At 47.6% G+C, this 25572-nt stretch carries 16 protein-coding genes; 3 read left to right on the top strand and 13 right to left on the bottom strand.

Features of this window, described 5'->3' with window-relative positions; translation table 11 throughout:
• Nucleotides 1-53: 53 nt before the first annotated feature.
• From NSS87_RS15905 to NSS87_RS15850, 12 genes are all read right to left on the bottom strand, one after another.
• Nucleotides 54-4697, bottom strand: coding sequence for a DNRLRE domain-containing protein (locus tag NSS87_RS15905; protein ID WP_339241135.1), 4644 nt, complete (start codon nucleotides 4695-4697; stop codon nucleotides 54-56).
• Between the two features lie 79 nt (nucleotides 4698-4776).
• Nucleotides 4777-6510, bottom strand: coding sequence for a hypothetical protein (locus NSS87_RS15900; RefSeq protein WP_076299824.1), 1734 nt, complete (start codon nucleotides 6508-6510; stop codon nucleotides 4777-4779).
• Nucleotides 6511-6599: 89 nt separating this feature from the next.
• A complete protein-coding gene (locus NSS87_RS15895) occupies nucleotides 6600-8186 on the bottom strand; it encodes an extracellular solute-binding protein (protein WP_076283706.1) in 1587 nt (528 codons plus the stop codon).
• Nucleotides 8187-8248: 62 nt separating this feature from the next.
• Nucleotides 8249-9139, bottom strand: a complete 891-nt coding sequence (locus NSS87_RS15890; RefSeq protein WP_076299822.1) for a carbohydrate ABC transporter permease — start codon at nucleotides 9137-9139, stop codon at nucleotides 8249-8251.
• A gap of 4 nt (nucleotides 9140-9143) precedes the next feature.
• Complete coding sequence (locus tag NSS87_RS15885; RefSeq protein ID WP_339241132.1) at nucleotides 9144-10118, bottom strand: ABC transporter permease subunit; 975 nt, start codon at nucleotides 10116-10118, stop codon at nucleotides 9144-9146.
• A 201-nt stretch (nucleotides 10119-10319) separates the two neighbouring features.
• Nucleotides 10320-12632: a helix-turn-helix domain-containing protein gene (locus tag NSS87_RS15880; protein ID WP_339241131.1), complete on the bottom strand. Its 2313-nt coding sequence runs from the start codon at nucleotides 12630-12632 to the stop codon at nucleotides 10320-10322.
• Between the two features lie 183 nt (nucleotides 12633-12815).
• On the bottom strand, nucleotides 12816-13619 hold the full coding sequence (locus NSS87_RS15875) for a polysaccharide deacetylase family protein (protein WP_076283710.1): 804 nt from the start codon (nucleotides 13617-13619) through the stop codon (nucleotides 12816-12818).
• A complete protein-coding gene (locus NSS87_RS15870; RefSeq protein WP_339241129.1) occupies nucleotides 13612-14670 on the bottom strand; it encodes a glycoside hydrolase family 88 protein in 1059 nt (352 codons plus the stop codon). Before NSS87_RS15870 ends, NSS87_RS15875 begins: the two co-directional genes overlap by 8 nt.
• Nucleotides 14671-15008: 338 nt before the next feature.
• Entirely contained in the window at nucleotides 15009-15923 is a 915-nt protein-coding gene (locus tag NSS87_RS15865; protein ID WP_339241127.1) for an N-acetylneuraminate lyase, read from the bottom strand.
• A 30-nt stretch (nucleotides 15924-15953) separates the two neighbouring features.
• Nucleotides 15954-16793 carry a carbohydrate ABC transporter permease gene (locus tag NSS87_RS15860; RefSeq protein ID WP_076299818.1) on the bottom strand — a complete coding sequence of 280 codons (840 nt, stop codon included), beginning with the start codon at nucleotides 16791-16793 and terminating at the stop codon, nucleotides 15954-15956.
• A 115-nt stretch (nucleotides 16794-16908) separates the two neighbouring features.
• The gene (locus NSS87_RS15855) at nucleotides 16909-17853 is read right to left on the bottom strand and encodes a sugar ABC transporter permease (protein WP_076283714.1); all 945 of its coding nucleotides are present in this window, start codon (nucleotides 17851-17853) and stop codon (nucleotides 16909-16911) included.
• A gap of 84 nt (nucleotides 17854-17937) precedes the next feature.
• Nucleotides 17938-19311 carry an extracellular solute-binding protein gene (locus tag NSS87_RS15850; RefSeq protein WP_339241125.1) on the bottom strand — a complete coding sequence of 458 codons (1374 nt, stop codon included), beginning with the start codon at nucleotides 19309-19311 and terminating at the stop codon, nucleotides 17938-17940.
• A 239-nt stretch (nucleotides 19312-19550) separates the two neighbouring features.
• Here NSS87_RS15850 and NSS87_RS15845 point away from each other — a divergent pair, with 239 nt between their 5' ends.
• Both NSS87_RS15845 and NSS87_RS15840 read left to right on the top strand, forming a co-directional pair.
• Nucleotides 19551-21350 (top strand): sensor histidine kinase, encoded by a 1800-nt coding sequence (locus tag NSS87_RS15845; protein ID WP_076283716.1) that lies wholly within the window; start codon nucleotides 19551-19553, stop codon nucleotides 21348-21350.
• Complete coding sequence (locus NSS87_RS15840; protein ID WP_076283717.1) at nucleotides 21331-22926, top strand: response regulator; 1596 nt, start codon at nucleotides 21331-21333, stop codon at nucleotides 22924-22926. The genes NSS87_RS15845 and NSS87_RS15840 overlap by 20 nt, the downstream gene beginning before the upstream one ends.
• Nucleotides 22927-23026: 100 nt before the next feature.
• Here the strand turns inward: NSS87_RS15840 and NSS87_RS15835 are convergent, their stop codons facing one another.
• Complete coding sequence (locus tag NSS87_RS15835) at nucleotides 23027-23590, bottom strand: hypothetical protein (protein WP_179086709.1); 564 nt, start codon at nucleotides 23588-23590, stop codon at nucleotides 23027-23029.
• Between the two features lie 675 nt (nucleotides 23591-24265).
• Here NSS87_RS15835 and NSS87_RS15830 point away from each other — a divergent pair.
• Complete coding sequence (locus NSS87_RS15830; protein WP_179086708.1) at nucleotides 24266-25468, top strand: LamG domain-containing protein; 1203 nt, start codon at nucleotides 24266-24268, stop codon at nucleotides 25466-25468.
• Nucleotides 25469-25572 lie beyond the last annotated feature (104 nt).

Genomic DNA, 25572 nt, shown 5'->3' with positions numbered 1-25572 from the left:
AGACGCCAATACCACGTGATGTATTGGCGTCTTTGTGATTTAACGGCTAAGGATTATTGCACGTACACGGTGATCGTATTACTCGATGTCACTCCAGCTTCGTTCACAAGCTCGCATCGATATTCATACGTGCCCGCCGGTAGATCACGGATCTCCGTTACTGCCGATTGCGCTTGAGGTGTCTTATTGGTGAGCGTCTGGGTATCGATGAGCACGCCGTTCTCATAAAGCCGGTACGACGACCCATTTGTTCCCCACCACATGTTCATGCTCACTTTGAAGGTTCCATCCCCATTCCAGTTATCATGTGAGAGAACTGGTTGGCCTGGATCAGCATCGGTCACGCGCACAGTTAGTATGTTGCTTCGCGTGGTACCGAATGCATTTGTCAGTTCAGCGATATAGCGGTACGTACCGTTTGCCTTGTACGTCACGGAGGTGACTGTGGATTGGGCTTGAGGTGATGCGTCTTTGAGTGTTTGTGTATCGATGAGTGCATCATTCTCATATAATTTGTAAGTTGTACCGTTGTTTCCCCACCACATGTTCATCTTTACGTCATAAGTTCCGTCCATTAAGCCTGTATTATGGCCGTTATTGCTTGATAGTTCGGGTTTACCGGGACCCCCAGAAGCATTCGCCACGATGTTGCTTACCTCCGCTTTCGCCGTACCCGTGTTCCCTGCTGCATCAACGAATTCGAATGTGAAGATGCCATTCTCCTTAAACGTATAGCTATCTGCTCCCTCATTGTTCGTTATCGTAACCGGCTCACTTGCCGTCATTGTAGCGATGACCTCTTGTTTGGTCGGTTCCGTAGTGCTGTATACAATTGATGCCGTTGGTGTAGTCTTGTCTATGCGGAAGGTGATTTTCTGGTTTGCCTCCACATTTCCTGCTCGATCCATCGATCGATACAGTAGGGTATACATACCGTCTTGTTCAAAAGTCAGAGGAATCGTGTACGGCAGCCATATTTTCCCGCCATCTAAACTGTATACCACGGATGCTACACCGGACTTGTCATCGGTTGCGCTCAGTGTCGCTTGTACGCTGCTCATATACCAACCGTTACGTTCCGTCCCTTCGAGTGAAGCGATCGTCGTCGGAGGGGTCATGTCAGTAACAATCCACTGCATGGAACGAAACTTGGAAGATAACTTCCCGTCGCCGATTCCTCCTCCCCATTCAATGAACCCTTTTCTGCCGGATCCGTCATTGTCATTAACAAGCAACGAGAAGCTGATGTTCCCGTTCTTCTCCGGCTTAATCGGTGCGACTTCCGACCAAGGGAGAGATAGTTCGTAGATCGTATTCTGCTCTTGATCTCTTGTAATAGCTAGCTGACCATTGGTGATGGGTCCTTTAATCACGCCCGGAGGGGCATTCCAACTGTATATTTGCGGACCATCAGGTGTTTGAGAAATTCCGATTTCGTACCAATACGGTTCTTCACCCGGAAGGCCATTCGCAATGGCAAACTGAATGCTGTCGTTGTTCCAAATATCGGCACCCAGGAAAGAAGAATAATGCACATTGTCCTTTACTTTCGCAGATAGATAGAGTTGGTTTGTATCGTAACTGATCCAGACATTTCCGCTTAAATCTCCTGCACCTTGATAGCCTGTCATTTTGACCGTACCCTTCGACAGATCGATCGGAGATGCGCTGGCTGCCGTGTCCGGATCCAGCACTCCATCTACTGCAACAGACCTAAGGGGCACAGGATTAAATTCGGCAGATCCCGTGTAGGTATACGGATCAAAACCATCGACATTAACTGTCACTTTAATTGTACTACTAACACCAAGGCTAATGGCAGATAGGGGGAATTTCACGGAGGTAGATGCATCAGCTGGAATCGAAACATTCAGAACCTCCGATCCGGATTGGGTTCCGAATCTCCATTCCACTTTATTAATCTGAATCGGCTTGGTTGTGGATTCGTTCTTAATTGTAACCATAAGTGCTTTGCTGCTATCCGATTCATTAAGAGTAGGTCGTACCTGAACGTTATACGATGGAAGTGTCGATGCCGAACTTCTCAACAGGCCGACTCTCTCGCTCCCATTCATCAATACGCCTGTAATAAGACGAGTACCCGGTTCGTTACCACTCGGCACGCTGATTGTTTCCGTCGTTTTCTGACCGCTAGGTGTAGACACGGAATAGTGCTGTCCTTCTACAACTAGATTGAAATCAAAGTCATCGGACATCTTGTTATCCGTCTCAAGGGCGAGTGACATCGAATCACCTACGTGTGATGACTTACTTGTTAACGTAAATGTGGAATCCTTCTCAATACCTCTAACTTCTCCTGCCACAAAAAAGGGTTCATTGCTTAATGTCACAAATACGTTGCCATTATACGGCGTGTATGTGTGCGTATTTCCCATCATATCCGTGATCTGAATCGGACTCGGCGTACGTATGACGACTGGCGTCGATGTGCTTGTTGTCCATAAGACACGAACCGGTTCACCATTTTTATCGAACGTATAGCTTCGAATATCTTCTTCCGTGACATCCCGCGCAACGAACTGTACGTTGTTCAGTATCCTTGTCATAGTCGCAAAACTCGTATAGGCGGGCTTTGGCGTAAGGCTCCCTAACGGATCGTTCGGATTTCGCAAAAGGCCGAAGTTATCTTCATTAATATTTTGGATCCCGTCATTGATCAGGTCGTACCATACAACCTGATCCACACCATTCGCGATTGCAACGACATAAGCGCGAAGCAAATAATTGGCTTGGGTCTTCTCATCCACGCCGCGGGCATCAAGCTGGGTTGGCCATCCGGTCTCATTAATCCAGATCGGCTTCAGATTTCCGTTGTTGTACTTCAGAATCAAATTTTTCAAATCAGCAATCTGGGTTTCATACCCTTCCGGCGCACCGGGATATAGATAGGGATGAATCGAGAACCCATCCATATATGACATGCCGCCCAGCTTAAGCACATCTTCAATCCATTTGAGATTACCCACTGTCGATGTGCCAAGAACAGGCAGTTCAGGGTACATAGGTTTGATCGTCTCATACGTTTTCTTCAAGAGTGGATAATAGAATTCTGGTTTGGAATCGGCTGGCCCATTGCCGCGATCTCCGAAGCTGCCATAAAATTCGTTGTATACTTCAACGGCATCCATCTGGCCTTGGTAATGATCGACGTAAGCCTTCATATAATTGGCGAATCCTGTCCGCCCGGCATCTGTATAAGGGGTACTGTTATTGTCGTAATTGGGGTTAGTGTATCCGGATACATAAAGGAAATCAAAATCGTCTGAATCTAGCATATTCATGTAATAGTCCGGCTGAGGGGTAAAGGTGTAGTTCCCCTGCTGTCGCTCGATGCCAGGCCACTCATAGCCGCCCCGCACCATGCGGATGCCGGCATCCTTCATCAGCTTCACGATATCAGGAGTCATGGCCTGTGGAAAACGATGCAAATGAGTCGATACTCCGAACGGAGCATGTTCATTTCCCGTTGCATCACGAGTGGCAAGTACAGTGAATGGTGTTTTAATTAATACAGGATCGCTCCCTGCAAGATCGGCTCTGACATGCAGTGTGAAATATCCATACGTGGAATGTGGAACAGTCCATATGGCTTCGTTATGAACCGTTGGTGCCACGCCTTCCGATACAAATGCTCCTTGATAATCGTAAACAGACCATGCGACAGATGGCCTCGCCGTTCGGACTTTGAACTGAATCGGCTCACTGTTCGTATAGACATTCCCTGGACGGGTCTGGATCAGCTTCGTCGTTGGTGTCGCTGCTGTAACATACGGACCATCATTGCTCCATTGATTCTGGGCGTTTCCGGCTTCCACTTTGAACGTATAATTCTGACCTAGCTGCAATCCCGATACGGTGTAAGAAGTCGTTGTTCCATTCACCGTCCCTAAGATGCTGCCATTTCGATACACCGTATAACCGGTCACGCCAACTGGGTCGGTTGCTGTGGACCATTCGAGCTGTAGACCAGACTCCGTTATATTGGTGACGCTCAGTGCTCCACCACCTTGCCAACTCGGTGCATTTGCATTCGTCCTATTGGAAGAAATGTCCAGGTAGGGCTGGTTGACGATGTTCTCCCTGCTGTTGATAGAGACCGAATGGCCTTGCGCCGCCTGCTGTATCAATGCTAGGCTTGCTATACCGTCTGCAGCCTTTTGCTGTTTGACAAAGGCCGTTACATCCCATTCTTGCCAGCTTGCCGTCTTACCGACATTAGCGGAGGACAAATAATGATTGATGTCAGGTTTATTGTTCCAGGTCACTGACTGCTCTTCCCAGGTGTCGTCCTCCATGCCATACGCTTGAACGCCGATCGTCGAATTCTCTGTATCGATTGCATATACCTTTATTTTGGCCGTGCCAATCTCTCCGGTAATGGAGCTAAGATCGAATTTTAAATACGTTTGCCGATTTAAATTAATATCCGCGTTATAATTTTTGACAATGAGCTGATTAGAGGTCCCATAATTTTTACTCGCATTCCCTCCAGCATTGACATAGGTATCTTCGAGCGGATTCAACTGGACAACCGTGGGAGCAGTATTAGCAGAGGCGATAGAAGACGTTACGAACATCGGTGCAGGCCATGGCAGTACAAGACTATGAAGCAAGGCTAACGACAATGCTAATCCCAAGATACGATTGGAGGCTTTCGTTGAGCTCTTATTGAACACCCTTCTCACCTCAATTATTTATTGTTAATCTACTTGATTTCACGTTCACAAACTTCAGAACTTACGTCCTCCTTATTTGTTAATTATGAAATAATACGACCCGTTCGGATGGCTTCTTCGCTAGCTTCAATGTTAGTGATTGGTCAGGCGACTCCAACGATGTTTGAACTTCATGTTCCGAGATAGAGAGCGACGACCTTCTGTCGGAATCCTCGTCCGGTCCGCAAAGCGTCAATGCAAACATGAACAACGCTTCGTTCATCGCATGGAAGTCAATCATCGAAGGTTCTCCTTTGTAGAGGACGTAATCCAAGCTAACAACCGGACCCTCTTCGACCAATTCCCAATGAAACGCACTGAATTCATCCATCGCGCCATATAAAGCCTTGACCGATAACGTCATCTCTCCAAGATACGTTTGGAATGCATCTTTGCCGATCTGTTTCCATGCAGGTACATCACCAGTACTGCCAATTTCAAGCCGGATTCGCAGATCTGACGCCGTCATTCGACCGTGGATAGGATCCAAATTCACATGTGTATCTCCGCCGTCCAGAGCGAATTGGATGCCATATAGTACGGAAGCTTGCTCCTGTACACTTGTATACACCGCCGAACAGAAGTCGTAACCGTCATGCAGCACCCGAAGCTGGATATAACTTCGCCCCTGATTTCCGGTGTGAACGTAACCCAGCAGATTTCGGCACTGCTTCCACATCACATTATGATTGAACGTGCCAAGCGTGAACTCAGAAGTCATGTACGTATAAGCCTTCCGCGTCCGGAACTCGTGATAAGAAGGCAAATCCTGCCTCAGTTCCCGCTCAACAATACTGGTGAACAGTCCATACAGCCGCTCCGGACAGACGATGCCTTGCGCATACCATTCCAGTCCATATACGAATTCGTCATTGCTTACAAATGACACGTCACCTTTACAGGCCATCTGAAGGAATGAGAGATGCGAATTACTTAGGAATGTCTGGTATGAACGGGCGTGGGGTCCGGACCATTGCTTCAGCAGCGGGTGGAAATGCTCGGCAACCATCAGCCAGGTCGCCTCTAACATCTCGTTCGCCAACCGCTTGGCCTCTGCTGTATTCGAATACATCACAAGTGCGGATAGTTCCAGAATGGCTACCGTACTGTACGCCGGGCTATTATATTCGAGGAATGCGCCGGTCTGCATAGAATAATCGTATAGGCGCGTGAGTCGTTCCAAGCCATACTCGAAATAAGTGCGGTTCTTTAAGCGTTCGCCTGCAATCAATGTAACGAATGCCCCCATAATCGCAATATTCGTGTAATCAGGTCCGACATTTCTTTTGATGATGGCTTCGCAGCTATGGGAGATCGCCTGGCTTGTTAATTGCTCAAGATCGCCCGGAAGTCGGTTGCTATGACGTATCAACACTTGCAGTAGTCGCCTCCCGATGAAATCAGCCCAGTTCCAATCCGGCGGTGACATCATGGACAGAGGCTCCTCAAAGTACCATGACCATATTCCGAAGGTAGGCGAATCCAGCTGCTGATCCTGAAGGGATAGAATCGTTCGCAGTATTTCGAACGCCCGATCTTTATAAGCATCTTCATGGCAATCCAGAATGGCCAGGGCATAATCCAGAGACTCCCGGATGGGGTGAACATTTTCTACATTTCTAAGCTTCGTATGATACCCTGGACTCGTAAACGGTGTGCGAAGCAACTTGATCTCATCATTGTAATTCACATGTTTGGGTTCCAATGCTTTCTTGAGGAAGGGAAGCCACTGGGTTTCCTCTTCGTGTATTCTGCTGAATTTCGTGCTCGACATGTTTTTCCTCCTTAGCTTTACCTGGTTACGGTATACTTCTGATCCTTTAGGCAATCAGAAGTATACCTACCGAGTGTTTCAACAGCGTTCTAATTCAGATTATCTTTGTTTGCGTCATACCACGCTTGCGCGAGCCTCTCCACATTGTCGCCGCCAAGACGCTTCCATTCTTTCTGTAACTCGTTCAGACCTTGTGCAGGCGTCATCGAGTTTCCGCCGGTCACAACCTTCGCTTCAATCTGTTGTGCGATCGGATTAAATGTCGCGATTAATTGGGTCAATTCCGGGAAATCAGGATTAAAAGGGATATCTCTGCGGTATTTATTTTTCATGACCAGTTCAAGCGACTTACCCTTCTCTTTGGCATAATTTTGTGACTGCTCATCCTTGGCCGCCATAGCGAGGAACGTCTCTGGACGTAACACATTATCGAGCATGATCGCATATTCAGAAGCATAGGCAACTTCATTCTTGAATTTATCCGGGTCGGTTTTCTGCCGGACGCCGTCGACTATGTTAAAGTGGACGCCTTCTTCGCCATACCTGAGCGGTTCCCAACCATCCTGCAGCATCCAATCGATAAATTGAATTGCTGATTTAATCTGATCTTCATTCATTTTGCTATTGAACGCGGTGAATACGCTCGGCGGTGCCTCTTGATACAATCCGTTTTTGCCATATTTGCTGCTGATCGACTCCAATGGAACTAGCTTTGCTGTGGGATCATTTTTTATTAAGTTATTATTCAACTCTTCGATATCCCAGTTGGCAAGGTAGATGCCAGCTTTGCCTGTCGTCAGCAGTTGACCTGAGCGCTGGAAATTCGTATCCGTGATATATTCCTTGTCGATTAATCCTTCGTCGAAGAGCTGCTTCTGGAAGGTTAACGTATCCACATACCGATCTAGCGTTCTGCCGAATTGCAGTTTGTCATCCTCGACGTACCATTGGTTCTCGCTTGTAAAAAAGAAAGCTTGATCAATCGAGTTGGAACTCACGCTTAATGCGATCGGTACGGTGTCTGCTTGACCATTGCCATCCGGATCCCCCTCCTTGAACTTTCGGGCAACATCGATGAACTCTTCCACGTTTGTCGGCGCTTTCAGTCCAAGCTTATCCAACCAGTCTTGACGTATCCACATCCCGTGGTTGGCAAGCGTTTCCCGTGCGAACGACACCGCATAAATTTTTCCGTTAAAATTCAAGTAGGGCAGTAGCTCAGGATGCTTCTCTAGATACGCTTTGTACGTCGTACTATATTTGTCGATATAATCGCCAATCGGTTGGATTGCGCCTTGATTTGCCAACTGACTGATGTAATTCCGATCGTATTCCCAGATTAGATCAGGTGCTTCCCCAGCGGCGATGAGTGCGTTCAACTTCGGCTGTGCTTGATTCCGCGCAATAGGAACCCATTTCACATGGACGGGTGATTTCTCATTGATCCACTTCGTCCAGCGATTATTCTCATACGTCCCTTCCTCTGTCGGCACTTTCCCACGATCAAACATCGAAATGCTGATTTCTTTCTTGTTTTCCTCATTTACTGTGGTAGCTGTGCCCGATGAATTAACCGGTTTCTCTGATACAGTTTTGTTCGAGCTGCATGCGGCCAACATCGTCACGGACATCGTGATCACCATCATAGTCATCATGGCTTGTTTCAGCTTCTTCATCGTTTCATCCCCTTTTTCCTATTGAACTATATCAAGAGCCTTCAGCCCTGTGATATCAGTCGTCAACCCTTGACCGACCCAATAAGTACACCTTTAACGAAATGCTTTTGTAGGAATGGATACATACATAAGATCGGCGTGACAACGATGACGACGGCAGCCGCCTTCAGCGCCTCTGGTGTCAGGAGTACCTGCTCCAACGCCTCATTTCCCCCCATGTTGTTCAATAAGTTACTGTCCACCAGACTAATCATCTGATATAGCTTGACCATAACGGTCAGCTTCGTTGATTCTGTGATATACAGCATCACGTTGAAATAACTGTTCCACCAGCTGACAGCGTAGAACAGAGACAACGCCGCCAAGATCGGCTTGCACAGCGGCAAATAGATTTGTAAAAGGATCCGCCAGTCGCCCGCGCCATCGATGGATGCCGACTCCTCAATTTCCTCCGGCAAGCCTTCCATAAACGTCTTCATCACGAACATGTTATACGTACTGATCAAGCCTGGAAGCCATACCGACCAATATGAATTCATAAGCCCAAGCGACTTAATCAAAATAAAGTTTGGAATCAACCCAGCGACAAAGAGCATTGAAATTGTAATGAACATCAGCAATACGCTTCTTCCCACCAATCTCTTCCTTGAGAGCGGGTATGCTGCCATAATTGTCATTACTACGTTTAATATTGTTCCGATAATCGTAACGACGACGGTATTTCCCATCGCTTTGATGAGCTGTCCATCATCGAATAGCCGACCATAAGCAACGGTATTGAATTCAATTGGCCACAAGAACACTTCACCGGACGTAATTGCCCTGCTGCTGCTGAAAGAAGCCACGATTTCGTACCAGAAGGGGAATAAGGTTAACAACGAAATAACACCTAGGATTGCGTAAGCGCTTACCATTGCGAGTTTATTTAAGAGTCTTTTTTCGGTTCGTATCATTGGATCACCACAACCCCCGTTCCCCGAAAAGTCGGATCAGTCGATTGACGCTGAGAATAAGAATGACACCAATGATGGATTGAAACAAACCGATGGCCGTCGTGTAGCTGTAGTTCATGTTCTGAAGCCCTACCCTATACACATAAGTACTAATGACATCGGCCACATCCAGTACGGAATTATTCTGGAGGACAAGGGTCTGCTCCAATCCGACATCCATCATTTGTCCCATTCGGAGAACGAGCAAAATGGCTATAGTACCGCGAATGCCGGGCAATGTGATATGCCAGATTTGCCGCAGTTTGGCGGCGCCGTCGATTTTAGCTGCTTCATAGAGTTGAGGATCAATCGAAGCCATGGCCGCCAGATAAAGAATGGTTCCCCAACCAGCTTCTCGCCAAATCCCTGCAAGGGTATAGGCAATAGGCCACCAGAACGAATCTGCCATAAAATAGATGCTTTCCCCGCCGGTTATTTTCTTCAATAGAAGATTCACGATTCCCGTACTCGGCGATAGCGCAGCAATAACAATGCTCCCTAGCACTGCCCACGACATAAAGTGGGGAATGTACAGCATATTTTGCACGATCCGCTTATACCAGTTACGACGTACTTCATTTAATAAGAGAGCTAGTAGTATCGGAACAGGAAAGCTGAACACCAGACTATACAAGTTAAGAACAAGCGTGTTTCTTAGAATCCTCCAAAAATCTGAGCTTGCGAATATCATTTGAAAATGTTTGAATCCAACCCAAGCGCTGCCGAATACACCGTCCGAGAATCTGTAATCTTTAAAAGCAATGACCTCTCCGACAATCGGCACGTATTTAAATAGAAAATAAAATCCGATGACAGGCACAAGCATTAGATATAAATGTTTGTCCTGCAGCATTCTACTCCAGATCGACCGCCTGTGTGTTCCGCTTCGTACTACATGCGATCCGGCCTGCGATTTCGCTGTCGCTAACCTCCCTTTCATATGTTCTCATCCTTTCATATCATCTCGCCTCACCCTTTCGCATGAAAACATGCGACTGATGAATGCTACGATTCAAATTGTAGGATAAGAAGCCTTAACCCGGAAAGAGACGCCTTATGCTATGAGTGACTTTTCTTACAAGATGTCGGGTCGCATTTTTTATGCTTCGTTCATTTTTTTGTGATGAGTTTCGTAAAAATCTTATTCCACGGTGATTTCGGCATTCGTATCTAGCATCCAATCCCGATGTTCCGAAGGCGTCATGCCTGTATATTTCTTAAATGCCCGTAAAAAGCTTCGAGTATTGTTATACCCAACCTCTTCGGCAATATCGTTGATTTTGCGATTCTTATCTATGAGCAAACCAACAGCAGCTTTAATCCGTGTCTCAATCAAGTAATCAATGAAGTTCTTCTCGGTATGCTCTTTGAACAATTTGCTGATGTACGTAGGAGTGAGCTCAAACTGATCAGCCAACTGTGCAAGTGAAAATTCGCTTTCTCTATAATGCTCCTCGATATAGATCAACATGGCCTCGATCAATTTATTACTGCCCCGCTGCTCCCGCTTCTCTTTTACTTTGCTTGCTATCTGCGTAAGCACGTCCAGCACGATCTGCTCCAGTACCTTCCAATCATGACAAAGGTTCATTCGTTCGTGTAGATTGCCCATGCTATCTAGTACTTCGTCTGTTTCAATGCCTGTCACAGCAATGGCCTGCAACGATTTTATCACCAGCTCATAGGATAAATGCCGGATGAGTTCCGGGGACAGACTGTTCCCAATCGCCTCCTGGTATAAGAGTGCAACAGTTATCCTGATTTTCTCGATCTCCGTGTGCCTAAGCGCTTCAATAATGCGCTCTGTCATTTTAATGAGCCGGTAATAATATTGATTATCCGAGCCGATCAAATCTTCAAATGAGATAACGGCATGGCTGCCGAACACCATGCGATATTGCAGTGCTTTTTGTGATTGCTCATACGATGTCGGAATATCCTTCATATCGAAATAACATCTACCTACCCCTGCCGTTACGCATAGTCCGAACTGATGCTTCATAATGTCCAGAATGAGTTCAAGAATCGTTAGGGCATGCAAATGGTTCTGTTCCACATCTCCTTCTGCGAAGCTAAAAATAATGGCAGATCTACCTGAACCTAAATCGATTGCAATGCCGGCGGTCTCCATATTGATCAACTCTTCGGCGACATTACAGAACACATAGGTATATAGCGTCTCATCCTTGGAGCTCATACTGCCTTCTTTCTCAATCTCAGCTGTACAGACGACAAACATGCTCGGATGCAATGGAAACCCAGTAAATTCTAACTGGATGCTTACGGACGAATACTCAGTTCGATAACCCGCTAACATATCCATCACGATTCTCCATTTCAGGATCGGCTTGGAGTCCCGAACTCGCTGCTCCAACTGCTCGCGATCCATGAACATTTGATCAAATACCGTCTCTAAATAATCAAGTCTGGCGGCGTGCTCCGGCTTCATTGGTTTGAATGCGCCAGTCATTTTATTTGCCAAGCGATCCAGCGGTCTAAAGGTTCGACGGTTCACGTAGAACAGCACGGATAATGCGAGTACGACCATCAAGACAACAATCCCGATCATAAGATTTCGAATCGATGCTAATGGATGGTACAACTGAGTCTCAGGAATAACGCTTACAATTCTCCAACCCGTATAATTGGACTTCGTATAGAAGATGGACTGCTTGCCTCCATTCCATTCGACTGCGAATTGCCCACTCCCCTTCTCACCTAGTATCCGGTTGATGTAAGGAATGTCTGTCATATTCTTATATAATTGTGATTTGTCATCATGCGTCACGATGTTCCCTTTGTCATCGATGATGAACGTATGTATTCCTTCTTGATTGCCATCGAACACATCGCTAATCATGCGGTAGAGTACCTCTTCATTAATATTGACAGCTACAAGACCTTTCCGGTAAGCCGGACTACTAATTAGCGGATAGGGTCGGATTAATGTGACGACATCCTGCATTTTCTCCCCATCCCATATCTTGTGCGTCGCGATCCACTTCGTATAACCATCCATATCTAGATAACTTCCTAACCAATGATCTTCTGACTCGTTTTTGTTGATATAAGCTTTATCCGTTAATACATCACCGCTCGTATTCGAGTAAATAAAGACGGAGGAAAATTGATTGTTGGCATGAACCATCGTTTTCAATTTGTTCGATAAACCGAAGAAATTCGCATACTTCTGTGAGACATCATCGTAACTGTCATACATGAAATACACGTATTCAAGTTGTTCAGATAAATTCAGCAAATCTTTCTCTGTTGAGCGAAACACGAGTTCGATCTTATCGTCGATCTGCTTGAGTAGCGCAATATGTGTATCTTTCAAATCGCTACGCAGACGTCCTACCATCCCGAAATAAGACAAGCTAAAGGTAAGGATAATAACGATGATAAAGATCGATCCATAAATCATCATAACTTTCCCCGAAATACTTAAGCGCATAACATATCCCTCCCTCAGCAGATGATTGGATGTCATTCATTTCGTCGTGAATTCCTATATCACTCTTTAAAATTCTAGAAATAGAAAAACTCCCTCCTGTTCCATCGTTTCTCTCTAGTTAAGAGCCTTGATGGACAAAAGGGAATCTATCTTGATTACGAATTCGTTGTTTGCGTGGTCAGATTACCGTACCAGTATTATTTGACTTCCGCCTTTCACTTCAATGACTTCACCATTCACTTCCAGCCATATCGAATGATAAGAGGGATTGTATACAAGATCCATCGCAGCAGAAAATCGTAGGCTCTGATAGATTCGCATGTAATCTACGATTTCGATGTTCGTCGCGTACCATATATCCTCACGACCACTAACCGATTCACAAAAGCTCTCGATTAGTTCCCAATTACTGTCTTGATCGAACTCGTAGCTGTGTCCCCAGATATACATCAAATAAAGATGCTGTCTTCGACCAAGCTGCTTGAATGTCTCGGTCAACGCAAGAAGGTTTTGGTTGTGGTGACAGGTCGGGTTCCACGCGAAGTAATCATCTGGCAGGTGAAAATTCCCATGACTTAGGACGTTTCTGGCATATTCGATCCCGAGGTGTGGGAGCATCTCTTGGATCTGGCGGTTGAATGAACCGTTGGGATAGGAAAACCCTCTGATCGGGTAGCCTGTGACTCGTTCTATAGACTTCCTGTCTTCAATTATCTCACCAACGATTTGCTCCCTTGAACATCGTGTTAGTGTCGGATGCGTAACCGTATGCACCGCGATTTCATGGCCTTTGTACAGATCCTTGACTTCTTCCAAAGGAATTCGTTCGTGATGTCCGGCCAGGCCTGAATTTAAATGGAAAGTTCCTTTAATGCCATATTGATTGAATAAGTGCAACAATCGTCTATCGGCTGATCTTCCGTCATCATAACTCATCGTGAGTACCTTATGTTTCCCCTCAGGGAACGTCAGTTGTACATTAGGCATAGAATTTTCCACAGTCTGCGTGTGCGAGTGATAACAGAATAAGAGTTAGCCCTTGGCCATACAGGGTCGGAATGCACGGAATTTCATCATAGGCCGCAATGCTCGGCATAACTGGCGTTCCTCCAGATACCCCTTGTACTGTACCGTCAGGGTCAATCCGATCTATAACGCCATGCAATGCCAGATTAATGGCTTTCTTGTATGAATCATCCAGCCAACCTAATCGCATACCAGCTAACCAACCCGCCGCGATGCCTGCGCTCCCGGATGTCTCCTTATAAAATTCGGATTGATCCATGACGGTACTCCACATGCCAGATACCCCTTGGAAATGCCGTAGTCCTGCTGCAAGCCGCTGGTATCGTTCTACAATCTCATCTGAAAATGGCGTCGTGGTACCAATCTCCTCCGCAATCCAAGGAATTGCGAGGATGACCCATGCATTCGCACGCGTCCAACGAGCGGAGGACATATGATTCTTCTCCTCACAATTCCAGCCATGGAACAATACACCCGTTGACGGATCCTGAAGCACACGTAAATGGCTAAGTAGTTGGAATTCCGCTTCTATCGCGTATTTGCGATCACCAGTTAGCTTTGCAAGTCGAGCCAGAAAGAGTACGGTCATAAATAAGCTGTCCGCCCACACTTGTTCGGAAAACTGAACATTCTCCGTGACTGTATGCTCAAAAGTACCTTCCCGCGTGCGTGGTGCTTCCGTTAGCATCCAATCCCCGACATTGAGCGCGGTATCCAAGTACCAATGTTCGCCCCCCAGCCGATACAAATCAGGGAAGATCGCATACGGCGCCATGGAATTGATGACATTTACTTGCTCACTCAATTGTTTATTTCGAGCCGTCCATTGAAGCAAATATTCGATGGCTTCATGATTGTTCATTAATTTGCCGTAAGCCAGAATTGAAATGACGCCGACGCCCGGAACCCAATCCCAGCTATCGATACCCATTCCCCAATCATTCGTCGTCTTATCGATCATCCGATGATAGACGCGATCCGCTAGTTCAGCTAGTTCATCTTTTCCCAACATCTAGATCCTCTCCCCTGAACAAGAATCATACTTTTGTTGTTCCCTTTCAAAAGGCTCTATTGTAAATGTAAAGGATATCCCCCTCAAAACTTGAGTAAATGTTCAGGTTTTATGGGGAATTTCCAAATTAGCAAGAAAGCATTGGAATAACACATGGTAATATTCACTTACTGCTCATCATTCCTTTTGGAACAGAAGCGCATATCATGGGTTTGTTTTTCCGTGACGGATTTATTGGACAAAACAAGATATTTTTGCCTGGAAGGTGAGGACAAGCTGCTAGTTGCGCCGATCGCATGTATTCTTTACATCCTGGCTCCATTGTCATCATCAATTTATTACACTTGATAAGCCGATACCTTCAAAACAGCACTTTTTTCATAAAACGTTCGGATTGCCGCTGTCTCTACCTCCGTCAGTTGCTTTAGCGGCTGCCTTGCTCTGTACGAGCGGATAATGCCCTGTGCATAGCAAATATACTTCTCATAAGGGATCACATCGAAAGACACCATATTCGCAATGACCTCATTCGCCTCGCCCTGCAGTTCTGAAAGACTTGACCAGTTCCCATGTTCCGCCTCTTGATACATCTGAACGAATAACGGAGCCATCATATTATAGGTGCTGCCTATAGCGCCGTCGGCTCCAGTGAGCGCGCCAGCCGCATACACCTCATCATGTCCGTTAAAGATTAGAAAGCGGTCTCCGCAGCGAGCACGAATTTGCTGCATCTCAAACAGGTTGAGGGATGTGAATTTGACGCCGATGCATTGGGGATACTGGGCCATCTCTTCGTAGAAATCCATCGATAATTGGACGCCTGTCGCTCCCGGGTAATGATAGATAAGCATCGGCAGCGGGACAGCGGCCATAATTGCAATATAGTGTTCCTTGATCTGTTCAACTGTCGTCTTGTAATAAAACGGCACCACTGCCGACATCGCATCGACGCCCTGCCGTTCGGCATGACGCGCCAACTCGATCGAAGCTTCCGTACCTATGGCTCCGACGTGGGCAATGATCGTTGACTTCCCCTCCGCCGCGCGGACGACTGTCTCCAGCACCTTTTGCCTCTCCACCGTATTCAGGATGAAGCCCTCACCAGTACTTCCGCCTACATAAAACCCTTTAACGCGCTGGCTTTGCAAATGTCGAACTAGACGGGCAAGTGACTCATGATCAATACTACCGTCATCGTGCATCGGCGTAATAAGCGCGGTATACACGCCTTTGAAATCATAAGAATTAGTCATCTCTATCGGCTCCTTTTTTTAAAAAAACTATCAACCCTTTACGCTCCCTGCGGTCATTCCCTCGATCAAATATTTCTGAATAAATGCGAAAATGACGATAATCGGTAAAATAACGATAACCCCGCTTGCGAGCAATCCGCCCCAGTTGGTCGAACCCATGCTTTCCATCAATTCGGCGATGCCGACCTGAACGGTCTTTGCGTCGATAGAGCTGGTTAAAATGAGCGAGTACTGGTAGTCGTTCCATCCGAGAATAAATGCATATAGTGTGATTGACACCAACCCCGGCAAACTAAGCGGAATAATGACTGTGAACAGCGTCCGCCACTTGCCTGATCCGTCAATCGCCGCTGCTTCCTCCAGCTCGGGCGGTATGGTACGGAAAAACCCGCTCATAATCCACACACCAACAGGTATCGTCAGTGTCCCGTAAATTAAGACCAAAATCGCTTTCGTATTCAGCAGTGAAAACGCTGCCGCTATTTTGTACCAGGGAATCATGATCAACGGACCCTGAATCATCTGGGCCAGCACGATTAGCACGACGACCAGGCTAACGCCGGGTACCTTATAACGAGCCAGACCATAGCCGCTAATGCAGGCGATGGCTCCTGTAACCAGTGCGGTGATACCGCATACGATAATTGAATTGAGCAGCAGTCGGGGCAGCTGAAATCCTACATCGCCAAGCGCCCATCTGTAATGATCCCAAGTCAAATTGTCCACGATCCAGGTCGGAATCGTTGAGAACATTTCCGTGTCCGACTTCAGCGTCGTGACGATCAACCAAGCGAACGGCAGCAGCGTGAATACCATCAACAGCGCCAGCCAGACATAATTTGCCGTTCTTTGAGCAAAAGACTCTTTCATAAGTCGCACCTCGAATCATGCATCGTTGTTAGTGGTACTATCCTGCATAGTACAAGCAGGACCAAGACTCGTTAGAACATCGTTTTAATCGGGTATAATATCGTTCCTCTGATGCCTATTCTAGGTTTCGGCCGAACAGACGCGAGTAAATACCGACGAGAATCAATACTATCGCCATCGACAGCGTAGCGATGGCCGAACCTTTGCCGAGATCGAAGTAAACGAATGAATTCGTATATAAATACGTCGGCAAAATACTGGTCGAATAGCCCGGTCCACCGTTCGTCAGCGCCCATATCATTTCGAATTTGGTCCAGGAGGAGACAATGCTGACAAGCCCGGTCACGTACATGATCGGCTTGAGCATTGGCAGCGTAATCCGGGTAAACCTCTGCCACGCGGAAGCCCCATCCATATGCGCCGCCTCAATCATTTCTTGGGAGATGCCCGTGAGTCCAGATAGCATCATCAGCGTAATATAGGGGAATCCCTTCCACGCCGACGTTAGCAGCAGTGCGGGCCAGACCAGTTGTTCATCTCCAAGCCAGACGATATTTTCCGAAATCAAGTGAAACATTTTTAAATAATGATTGAATAGTCCGTAATGACCGTCGTAAATCCACTTCCAGACAATGCCGATAATGACGACCGGCGATACCCATGGAACCATCATCAATCCACGCCACAACCCTCTGAACCGTATCTTGCTGAACAGAATAATTGCGGCGGGTATTGCAATCGCGAATTGAAGGGCAGTGGAACCCAGAACCCAGATGAAGCTGTTCCAGAAAATTTGCCAGAAAGCTCCGTCATTCACGAGCAGCTCCTTGTAATTGCCGAAGCCGTTGAATGACATGCCACGTCCGGAGATGAGCGAATAGTCGTACAAGCTCAGCCGGATCGTTTCCACAAGCGGATAAAATTGAAATACCACAATATAAAGGACGACGGGCGCCAGCAAAAAATACCCGAAGCCGAATTCCCGAAAAAACGCCGAAACGCGTCCCCGCTGTCGGTTGAGCGGCGGATCCTGCCTATCTAGCCTCAGTATGTCGGACATTTCTTACGCTTCCTTTCCTTCACCGGTCCCATAACATCCTGTGAAGCTGCAATGGCTCGGCATGCAGCTCCAACGGAGTCTGGCCTATTCCAGTTTTGCCTTGATTTTGTCAATGCCGTCTTTGATGGAGGCATATGCCTCTTCTACCGTCACTTTGTTGTTAAGCAGCTTGGCCATCTGTTCCTGAACGATGACTTCCATCTCGCTTTGTCCCGGAATTTTGTCCATCGGAACGCCGGATTCATCCAGCAGCTTGCTGAAGTCGTTCAGCATCGTCTTGTGTCCCTCTATCGCTTTTGGATAAATTTTTTCTGACTTCTTGATAATTTCATCGAGGCTTGTACTCTTGATCGCCGTCACGTTGACGACGGACGCTGCCGTGCTGTTGAATTCCTGGGATGACCATTCCTGAATGAGTCTCCAGGCGACTTCCTTGTTTTTACTGTCCTTGAACATCGCGATACCGACGTTCGATACCGGCGCTTTGGCTGATGTGCCTGAAGGCCCCTTCGGATACGCAATCGTACGGGAGACATTGACGATGTCTGGGCTAATGCTGTATACATTGGCTGTAAAGAACGTTCCCGCCGCAATCATGCCAACCTCGCCATTGCTGTATGCGCGAAACATTTCCGGGTACCCCCAGGTCAGATGCGCTTTCGGCTGATAAGGCTCCAGATTTTTGAAATGCTGAAGCGTTTCCAGGTATTTGTTTTTGCTCTCAGCTGACGTATCGCTCAGCAGCAGATTATTGCTATATGCGGCCGTGAACGGCACACGGAATGCGAACCGGGCTGTTCCAAGCGGATAGCCGAAACCGTACTTGCCGTCTTTCGTCATCGCCTTGGCTGCTTTCTCAACATCCTCCCACGTTTGCAAGTCCTCCAGCTTCATGCCTGCTTCGTTCAGCATTTTCTCATTGACGATCATCGTGAAGGAGTTCGCTAGATTCGGTACAGCGTACAGTTTGCCGTCCTCTTGGGCATATTCCATCGTACCCGGCAGAAAATCGTCCTTCTTCAAATGCTCGCCTTCTTGCTCAAAATAGGGGGTCAAGTCTTCCAAGCCGTTCAATCGAACCAAATTGGTGATGTCTTGCGTTTGTGTGAGATCCGGGACGTCCCCCGAATTTAACATGACGGATAGTTTTTTCTCCATATCGGCCCACGACAGATACATGTACTCGATATTGACGTTCGGATATTTTTCCTTCATTCTCGCCTTGAACTGTTCAGCCAGCTCTTTCTCCGCCTCCGAAGTTCCCGGATAGACGAACCGGATGTCAGCCTTGACTGTGTTCCAGTCGATGGCCTCTCCGCTTGCCGCCGTCGATGGCGGCTGGCTGTTCTTTCCATTCTCTGCCGCGTTATTCCCGCCAGATGTTCCGCATCCGCTCGCTAACAGCGACAGTGCAACAACCACCGCGCCGAACCCAAATCTCTTTTTCCCCCTGCGCATATCTGATCATCCTCCCGTTTGGACTTGTCTTGCTTGTGCACAATCCCATCTTACCCGCAGATTCGATACGCAACAATGCGGCAATTTCAAGGTTTAGTGGACTTCGTCAAGTAACTGGTTTCGATCTTCTACCTCCATATTGAATGTAGAGAAAGGATTTGCTAATGTAACAGTATAAATTGCTTATAACATTATTTTCCTATGCGGATGATCAAGCGCCGCCTGTTGGGAGGCTTTCCATGTTCGTATTCAGACATCTGCAAACGAAACTGTTCGTATCCTTTGTATTACTCGTCCTCATTCCGCTGCTGACGCTCGGCTTCTTTTCGTTTCGGACCGCCACCTCCTCTCTAGAGAAGGAAACGGAGCAAAATCAAGCCCAGACGGTACGCTTGATCGGCAATAACATCAAGCTGATGCTAGACGACGCCGGAGACATTACTTCCTACATTATGAATAACGTTAGCTTACAAAGCTTGCTCAGTCGGGATTATAACGGACCGGTCAACACTGAACAGGCTGCCGCACTTGCTTATCTCGACAACATCAAAGCCGCCAAAAAATACGTTAGCTTCCTTGTTATCTACGGCCAAAACGGCTTTTTGTACCGCGATTTCAGCGAGTTTTTCCGGCAGGTCATCCCTTATTCAGACTTCGCTGAGATGCCGCTATACACCGCTGTTGCTTCCCGGGACGGCGAGGCATTCTGGACGTATTACAGCACCCCCCTATTTACATTCGGGCACAGCTACAATGAAATTATGATTGGACGGCGGATCGTCGATTTATATGACCCGGACAACAAGCTCGGCTTGCTTTTTATGGGTGTTAATCGTGACGCTATCGGCAATATCATTCAGGACATTGAGATTGTGCGCTCGTCTAACATCTTTATTTTTGATGATAACTACAATCTTGTATCGAGCAAAAGTCAGGACAACGGATTAAAAAAAACACTGATGGACGATCTGAAACTCAAGCAGCAGCTTTCACTTAAGTCGCATTCGGAGATCTATGATATTAACGGAAAGCGTTATTCCGTCGCCAGTACGGTCGTGGAACCATATCTTTGGAACATTGTAAGCCTCACACCGCTGGAGATTATCCGTAGCCAACACCGAATCATGCTAAATGTAACTCTCGCCCTATCGGTATCGCTGCTCGCTCTCGTCGGGTTCTGCTCGGTATTCCTATCGCGCAGTATTACAAAACCGATTAAGAAGTTACTCCGTTCCATGAACAACTTCAAACGGGGCGACTTCAACCAGAATGTCGAGGTCACCTCACGAGATGAGATTGGATTGCTTACCCAAAAGTACAATGATATGGTCATGGAAACGAACAGTCTCATTCAGAAAGTGTACATTAGTCAAACAAAACAAAAGATGATTGAACTTAAGACGCTTCAGACTCAGATCGAACCGCACTTTCTGTACAATACGCTGGACTATATTTTCCTTAAATCGAAAATGAACGGTGATGATAATACAGCCCAGGTAACGCAATCCCTGACTGAGCTCTTCCGTCTTTCTCTTAACAAGGGTAAAGATTATTATACGATTCGTCAGGAGCTGAGCCAGGTCAAGGCCTATATTCATATCCAATATGCCCGCTTTCCGAACCGATTCATTCCTTGTTATGAGATCGATCCTGACATCATTCACTTCTATATGATGAAGCTACTGCTGCAGCCATTGGTGGAAAACGTGATTCTACACGCCTTTAGTACAAAGCGGGCACAGCCCGGCACGCTCTCGATCAGAGGAAGAAAACTGGACGAGCAGCGGGTTGAATTCGTCGTCGAAGATGATGGATGCGGCATGAGCCCGGAGATGGCAAGTTCTCTGCTTGAAAGTGATACCAGCGGCACCGGTTATGGCATCCGTAACGTCAATGAAAGACTGACGATGATGTTCGGGCCGGAATACGCACTACGTATTGAGAGTGAACTGGGGCATGGCACGCGTGTTATGCTGGTTATCCCGCTCATATCAGACGAAAACCAATGGAGGCTGCTTTATGAAAATCATGGTCATTGACGACGAACCCATCGTACCTCAAGCCCTTCGTGCCCTTATTCCATGGGAGGAGCATGGTTTTACTTGGCTTCCGCCTGCCGATAACGGAGATGAAGCGCTGGAGCTTATCGAGCGAGACAAGCCCGATCTGCTGTTACTGGATTGCCGGATGCCGGGCAAAACTGGCCTGGAGCTGTTGCAGGAAATCCATGCGCGGGAGCTGCCGGTTAAATCGATCATCTTGAGCGGACACGACGAGTTCACGTACGCACAGCAGGCGCTCAAGCTAGGCGCACTGGATTATTTACTAAAGCCACCGGATCTCGACCAGCTGCTGAATGTTGTCCTATCCATCCAACAGCAATGGAAAGATGAGCAAAAGCTCAAAAGTCAACTTAAGGACCATCTGCCGCTGATCCGTTTCCGTTTTCTTACTTCTTTGCTGGAGGGCGCCTGCTTCAACGACGATCTGTTCGTGGAAAAAACGGAGTTCCTACACATCCCTCTACGGATCGGTCCCGTATATCTAGCAATCATCGAGTTGGACGAAGATCCAGACTTTCCGAAAAACTACTCTTACGAAGATCAGCAGTTGATGAACTTTGCTGTTATGAATATAGCTGAGGAGACGCTTGCGGCATGGCCTGACAAATTCTTAATTTGTCCTGAGCACAACCGATTCATTCTGCAGGCCAATGTCACACCGTCGCAGAAGGCTCAGTTTCGGGAGGATTTGTGCAGACTGGTAAGTAATCTGCGCGAGGCGCTTCACTATATGGTGATGATCGGGGTATCGGTGCAAGGGATGAGCCTCAATACGGAGGGCAAACATCTCTATCAATCGGCTCGGACGGCGTTGGAGTACAAATACTATACCGGTCAAAACCAGGTCGTGTTCGTTGAGGATCTGGAATGGGAAAATACCGTCTCACCGAATCAGAAGTTTCCAGCTTCCACTCCAGTTGACGAAGCGCTTCAACTTGCGCTCAAAGTCGGTAATCCCGATCAGCTCACCCGATGGTTAGAGGACTTTATCCAACATTTGAAGAGCCGCGACTATCCTGTACAAGTGACCAAATCCATTGCACTCCAGCACATGGTGGCAGCTGCGGACTCGCTGATGGGCATGCACCCGAAGCTGGCACTCGACGAACTGCTTCCCGCAGGTCAAATTACGATGTTCTTCGAGACGTCTACGCTGGAGCAGTTAGTGGAAGAAATGCGACGCTATCTGGACGTACTTCTGCGGCGGACCCTCGATTTTCGCAAAGTCGGTAAAAACGCTATCGTGGAAAAGACAAAGCGATTTATTGAGGATAATTTTAGGGAGTATGTGACGCTGGAGACAGCAGCACAGGCAGTCTACTTGTCGCCCGTCTATCTAAGCTTTTTGTTCAAGCAGGTCCAAGGCATCAACCTGTCGGATTACTTGACCGAAATACGGCTTGCCGAAGCGAGACGATTACTTGCGGAAACCTCTCTGAAAACCTATGAGGTGGCACTCCGCTCCGGCTACCAAGACGAGAAATATTTCTGCCGTCTGTTCAAAAAAAGGACTGGCCTGACACCGACCGAATACCGCAATCGCCAAAATTGATCAGCCATACCGCTCAAAAGATTAATATAATCTACCAAATCTAGACTCTATCCAATAGGTTAGAAAGAGTTGATTTGGTATGATTCTTAATGTAAGCGCTTTATATTTTATGTCCAAGGAGCTGATGATTCTTTTGAAACAAGCTGTTTCCTGTTTGCTGCTCGTTTGTCTTATGGCGGCTTTGGCTGTGCCAGCAGCCGCTACTGGTTACCGTGTCGATCCGAAACGGATCTATGCAAATGATGGCACCAATGATTTCTGGTGGTCTCATACGCGTTGTGCCACCCTGCCGGGACAAGGTCAAAATGGCACTCCGGCGATATTGTGCACGGCATCCAAAGATTTGAACGACAACCACTCTGACGTGTTTTATGACATCGCCTACACGGTCAGCACTAATCTTGGTGACAACTGGACGCCTTACAACGTTATCCCGCAATACGATTGGAAGACACTTCCGAATGGCTACAGGGGCATGCTCATCGATCCCGTTCCTGTCTATCATGCTGCAACCGGCAAGATCATACTGCTTGGCATGGCGCAGTCGTACGACGCCAATTTCGGCAAAAAGCAAACCTATCCGGCATACGCCGTATTCGACCCAACTATCGAAGCCTGGAGTGCAGATTGGCAACTCTTTGATTGGCCACAAGTATTCGGTCATGCGGGAAGCTCTTATCCACACATAGACGAGCAGACGGGCAAGGTGTTATGGCCGATCCATTCGACCTCCGGCTCTGGCGCGCTGCAAGTTGTGACCGCCTCCTTCGACGGGACCTCGTTGATATACGAAAGCATGAGCGGTACGGTCCCGAACACCGGCGTACACGGCAATCGTTCAGGTATCGAGGCTTCGCTGACCATGTTCGGCGGCGAATACTTCCTGACGAGCCGTGATGACACGAATAATCGTTTGACCAAGAGCGTCAACGGTATCGACTGGCAGCCCGCCGTTGATCTACAGTGGGAAGACGGCACTCCCATCGTCGGTAGCATGAATACGCAGATGCATTGGATTACGCGACCGGACGGCTTGTATCTCGTTTATACTCGGCAAGATTCCGTCAATTCGGATGTGTTCCGATATCGGGCGCCTCTATGGATGGCCAAGATGAATCCGGAAACGCTTAGGCTTAAGAAGGAAACAGAGCACAACGTGATGCCGAACACGACCGACCGTGCGCAGCTCGGGAACTTTGGCACGCTGGATGTTACGCCAGAGCTGAGTATTGTGACCAGCAATGAGTGGAATTCGCTCCAGCCTAACAGTACCATCGTGTCGCGTATCTGGTGGAACCGTTCATTGCTCGGGAGCTGGCCGCTGAACGAAACAGCCGGGATGACGGCCGTCGATACATCAAGTGCAGGACACGACGGCTCGATCTCAGGTGCAGTACCGGGCGCGGAAGGGCACTTTGGTCCAGCACTGAGCTTCTCCCAAGCTGGCGATCACGTCAACCTTAGCCATTCTGCGGACGGCTCGTTTGACTTCGGCTCGACGCAAGACTTTACTGTCTCGGCATGGGTCAAGACAAGCCATACCGGATCGATCCAATATATCGTGAACAAAGGCGATACCAACGGCTCCTTCTGGCTTCGCTTCGAAGCGGACGGCTCACTCCGATTCTTGCTCGATTACGGGAATACGTTCGATGCAGTACAGTCCGCCGTTTCCTTAGCGGACGGTAAGTGGCATCATGTCGCTGGCGCGGCAGACCGCGATGCCGGACTACGGCTGTACGTCGACGGATTGATTGTCGCGCAATCGTCTGCGTTCCTGGGAGGCGACATAGCTAGCAACCTCCCCCTGACGATTGGTTCTAATTCAGCTTTGACGTTAAAGGGGCTGATTTCTGAGGTTAAATTATTCAATTATGTCTTAGAAGAACATGAGATGCTTGCTCTTGGTGGTGTCGCTGGCAGCTGGAGCTTTGACGAACCGACGGTGGGAAGCGGCATTATCACAGCCAACGATATAAGCGATTACGAATACGGGATGCTTTTGAACGGCATGGCTCGCAGCTCATCAGGTAAATCAGGTGGAGCTGTCCAATTCTCGGGAAGTGGACAATTCGTCAAGCTTGGTGATCCGGATTCCGGCTTGTACGACTTCGGCACAGATCAAGACTTTAGCCTGACCGCTTGGTTTAGAACCAATGTTGTCGGCACGCCGAAATACATCGTAAATAAAGGGGATACTAACGCTTCCTATACCCTGCGAATCGAGAGCAACAATACAATTCGATTCTGGCTCGATTACGGTAGCACCGCCGATGTCGTACAATCGACGCAGACGTATACAGACGGCAACTGGCATCATGTCGCGGCTGTAGCGGATCGGGACACGGGACTGAGACTGTATGTAGACGGTATATTAGTTGGAGAAAATAATTCGCTGCTCGGAGGTAACATCTCGAACAAACTGTCGTTGACCGCCGGACATAACTCGTCCTCCACAATGAACGGCCTAATCGACGAGGTTCGGCTGTACCGCTATGCGTTAACGGAAGAACTTTTACTGAACGAAATTGTAGGTGATTAAATCGGTGTACAGTTCCTTGTAGGACAAGTACTTGGACCTTAGCGCTGATTCTCTCTTGATCGGCAGATGTGACACAAGAATTGGAATCAAACAAAAACACCCTA

It is taken from the genome of Paenibacillus sp. FSL F4-0243 (genome assembly GCF_037963295.1).
In the GTDB taxonomy this organism is placed as follows: Bacteria; Bacillota; Bacilli; order Paenibacillales; family Paenibacillaceae; genus Paenibacillus_AQ.
The sequence above is the reverse complement of the archived record's forward strand: the minus strand, read 5'-3'. Positions and strand labels throughout refer to the sequence as shown.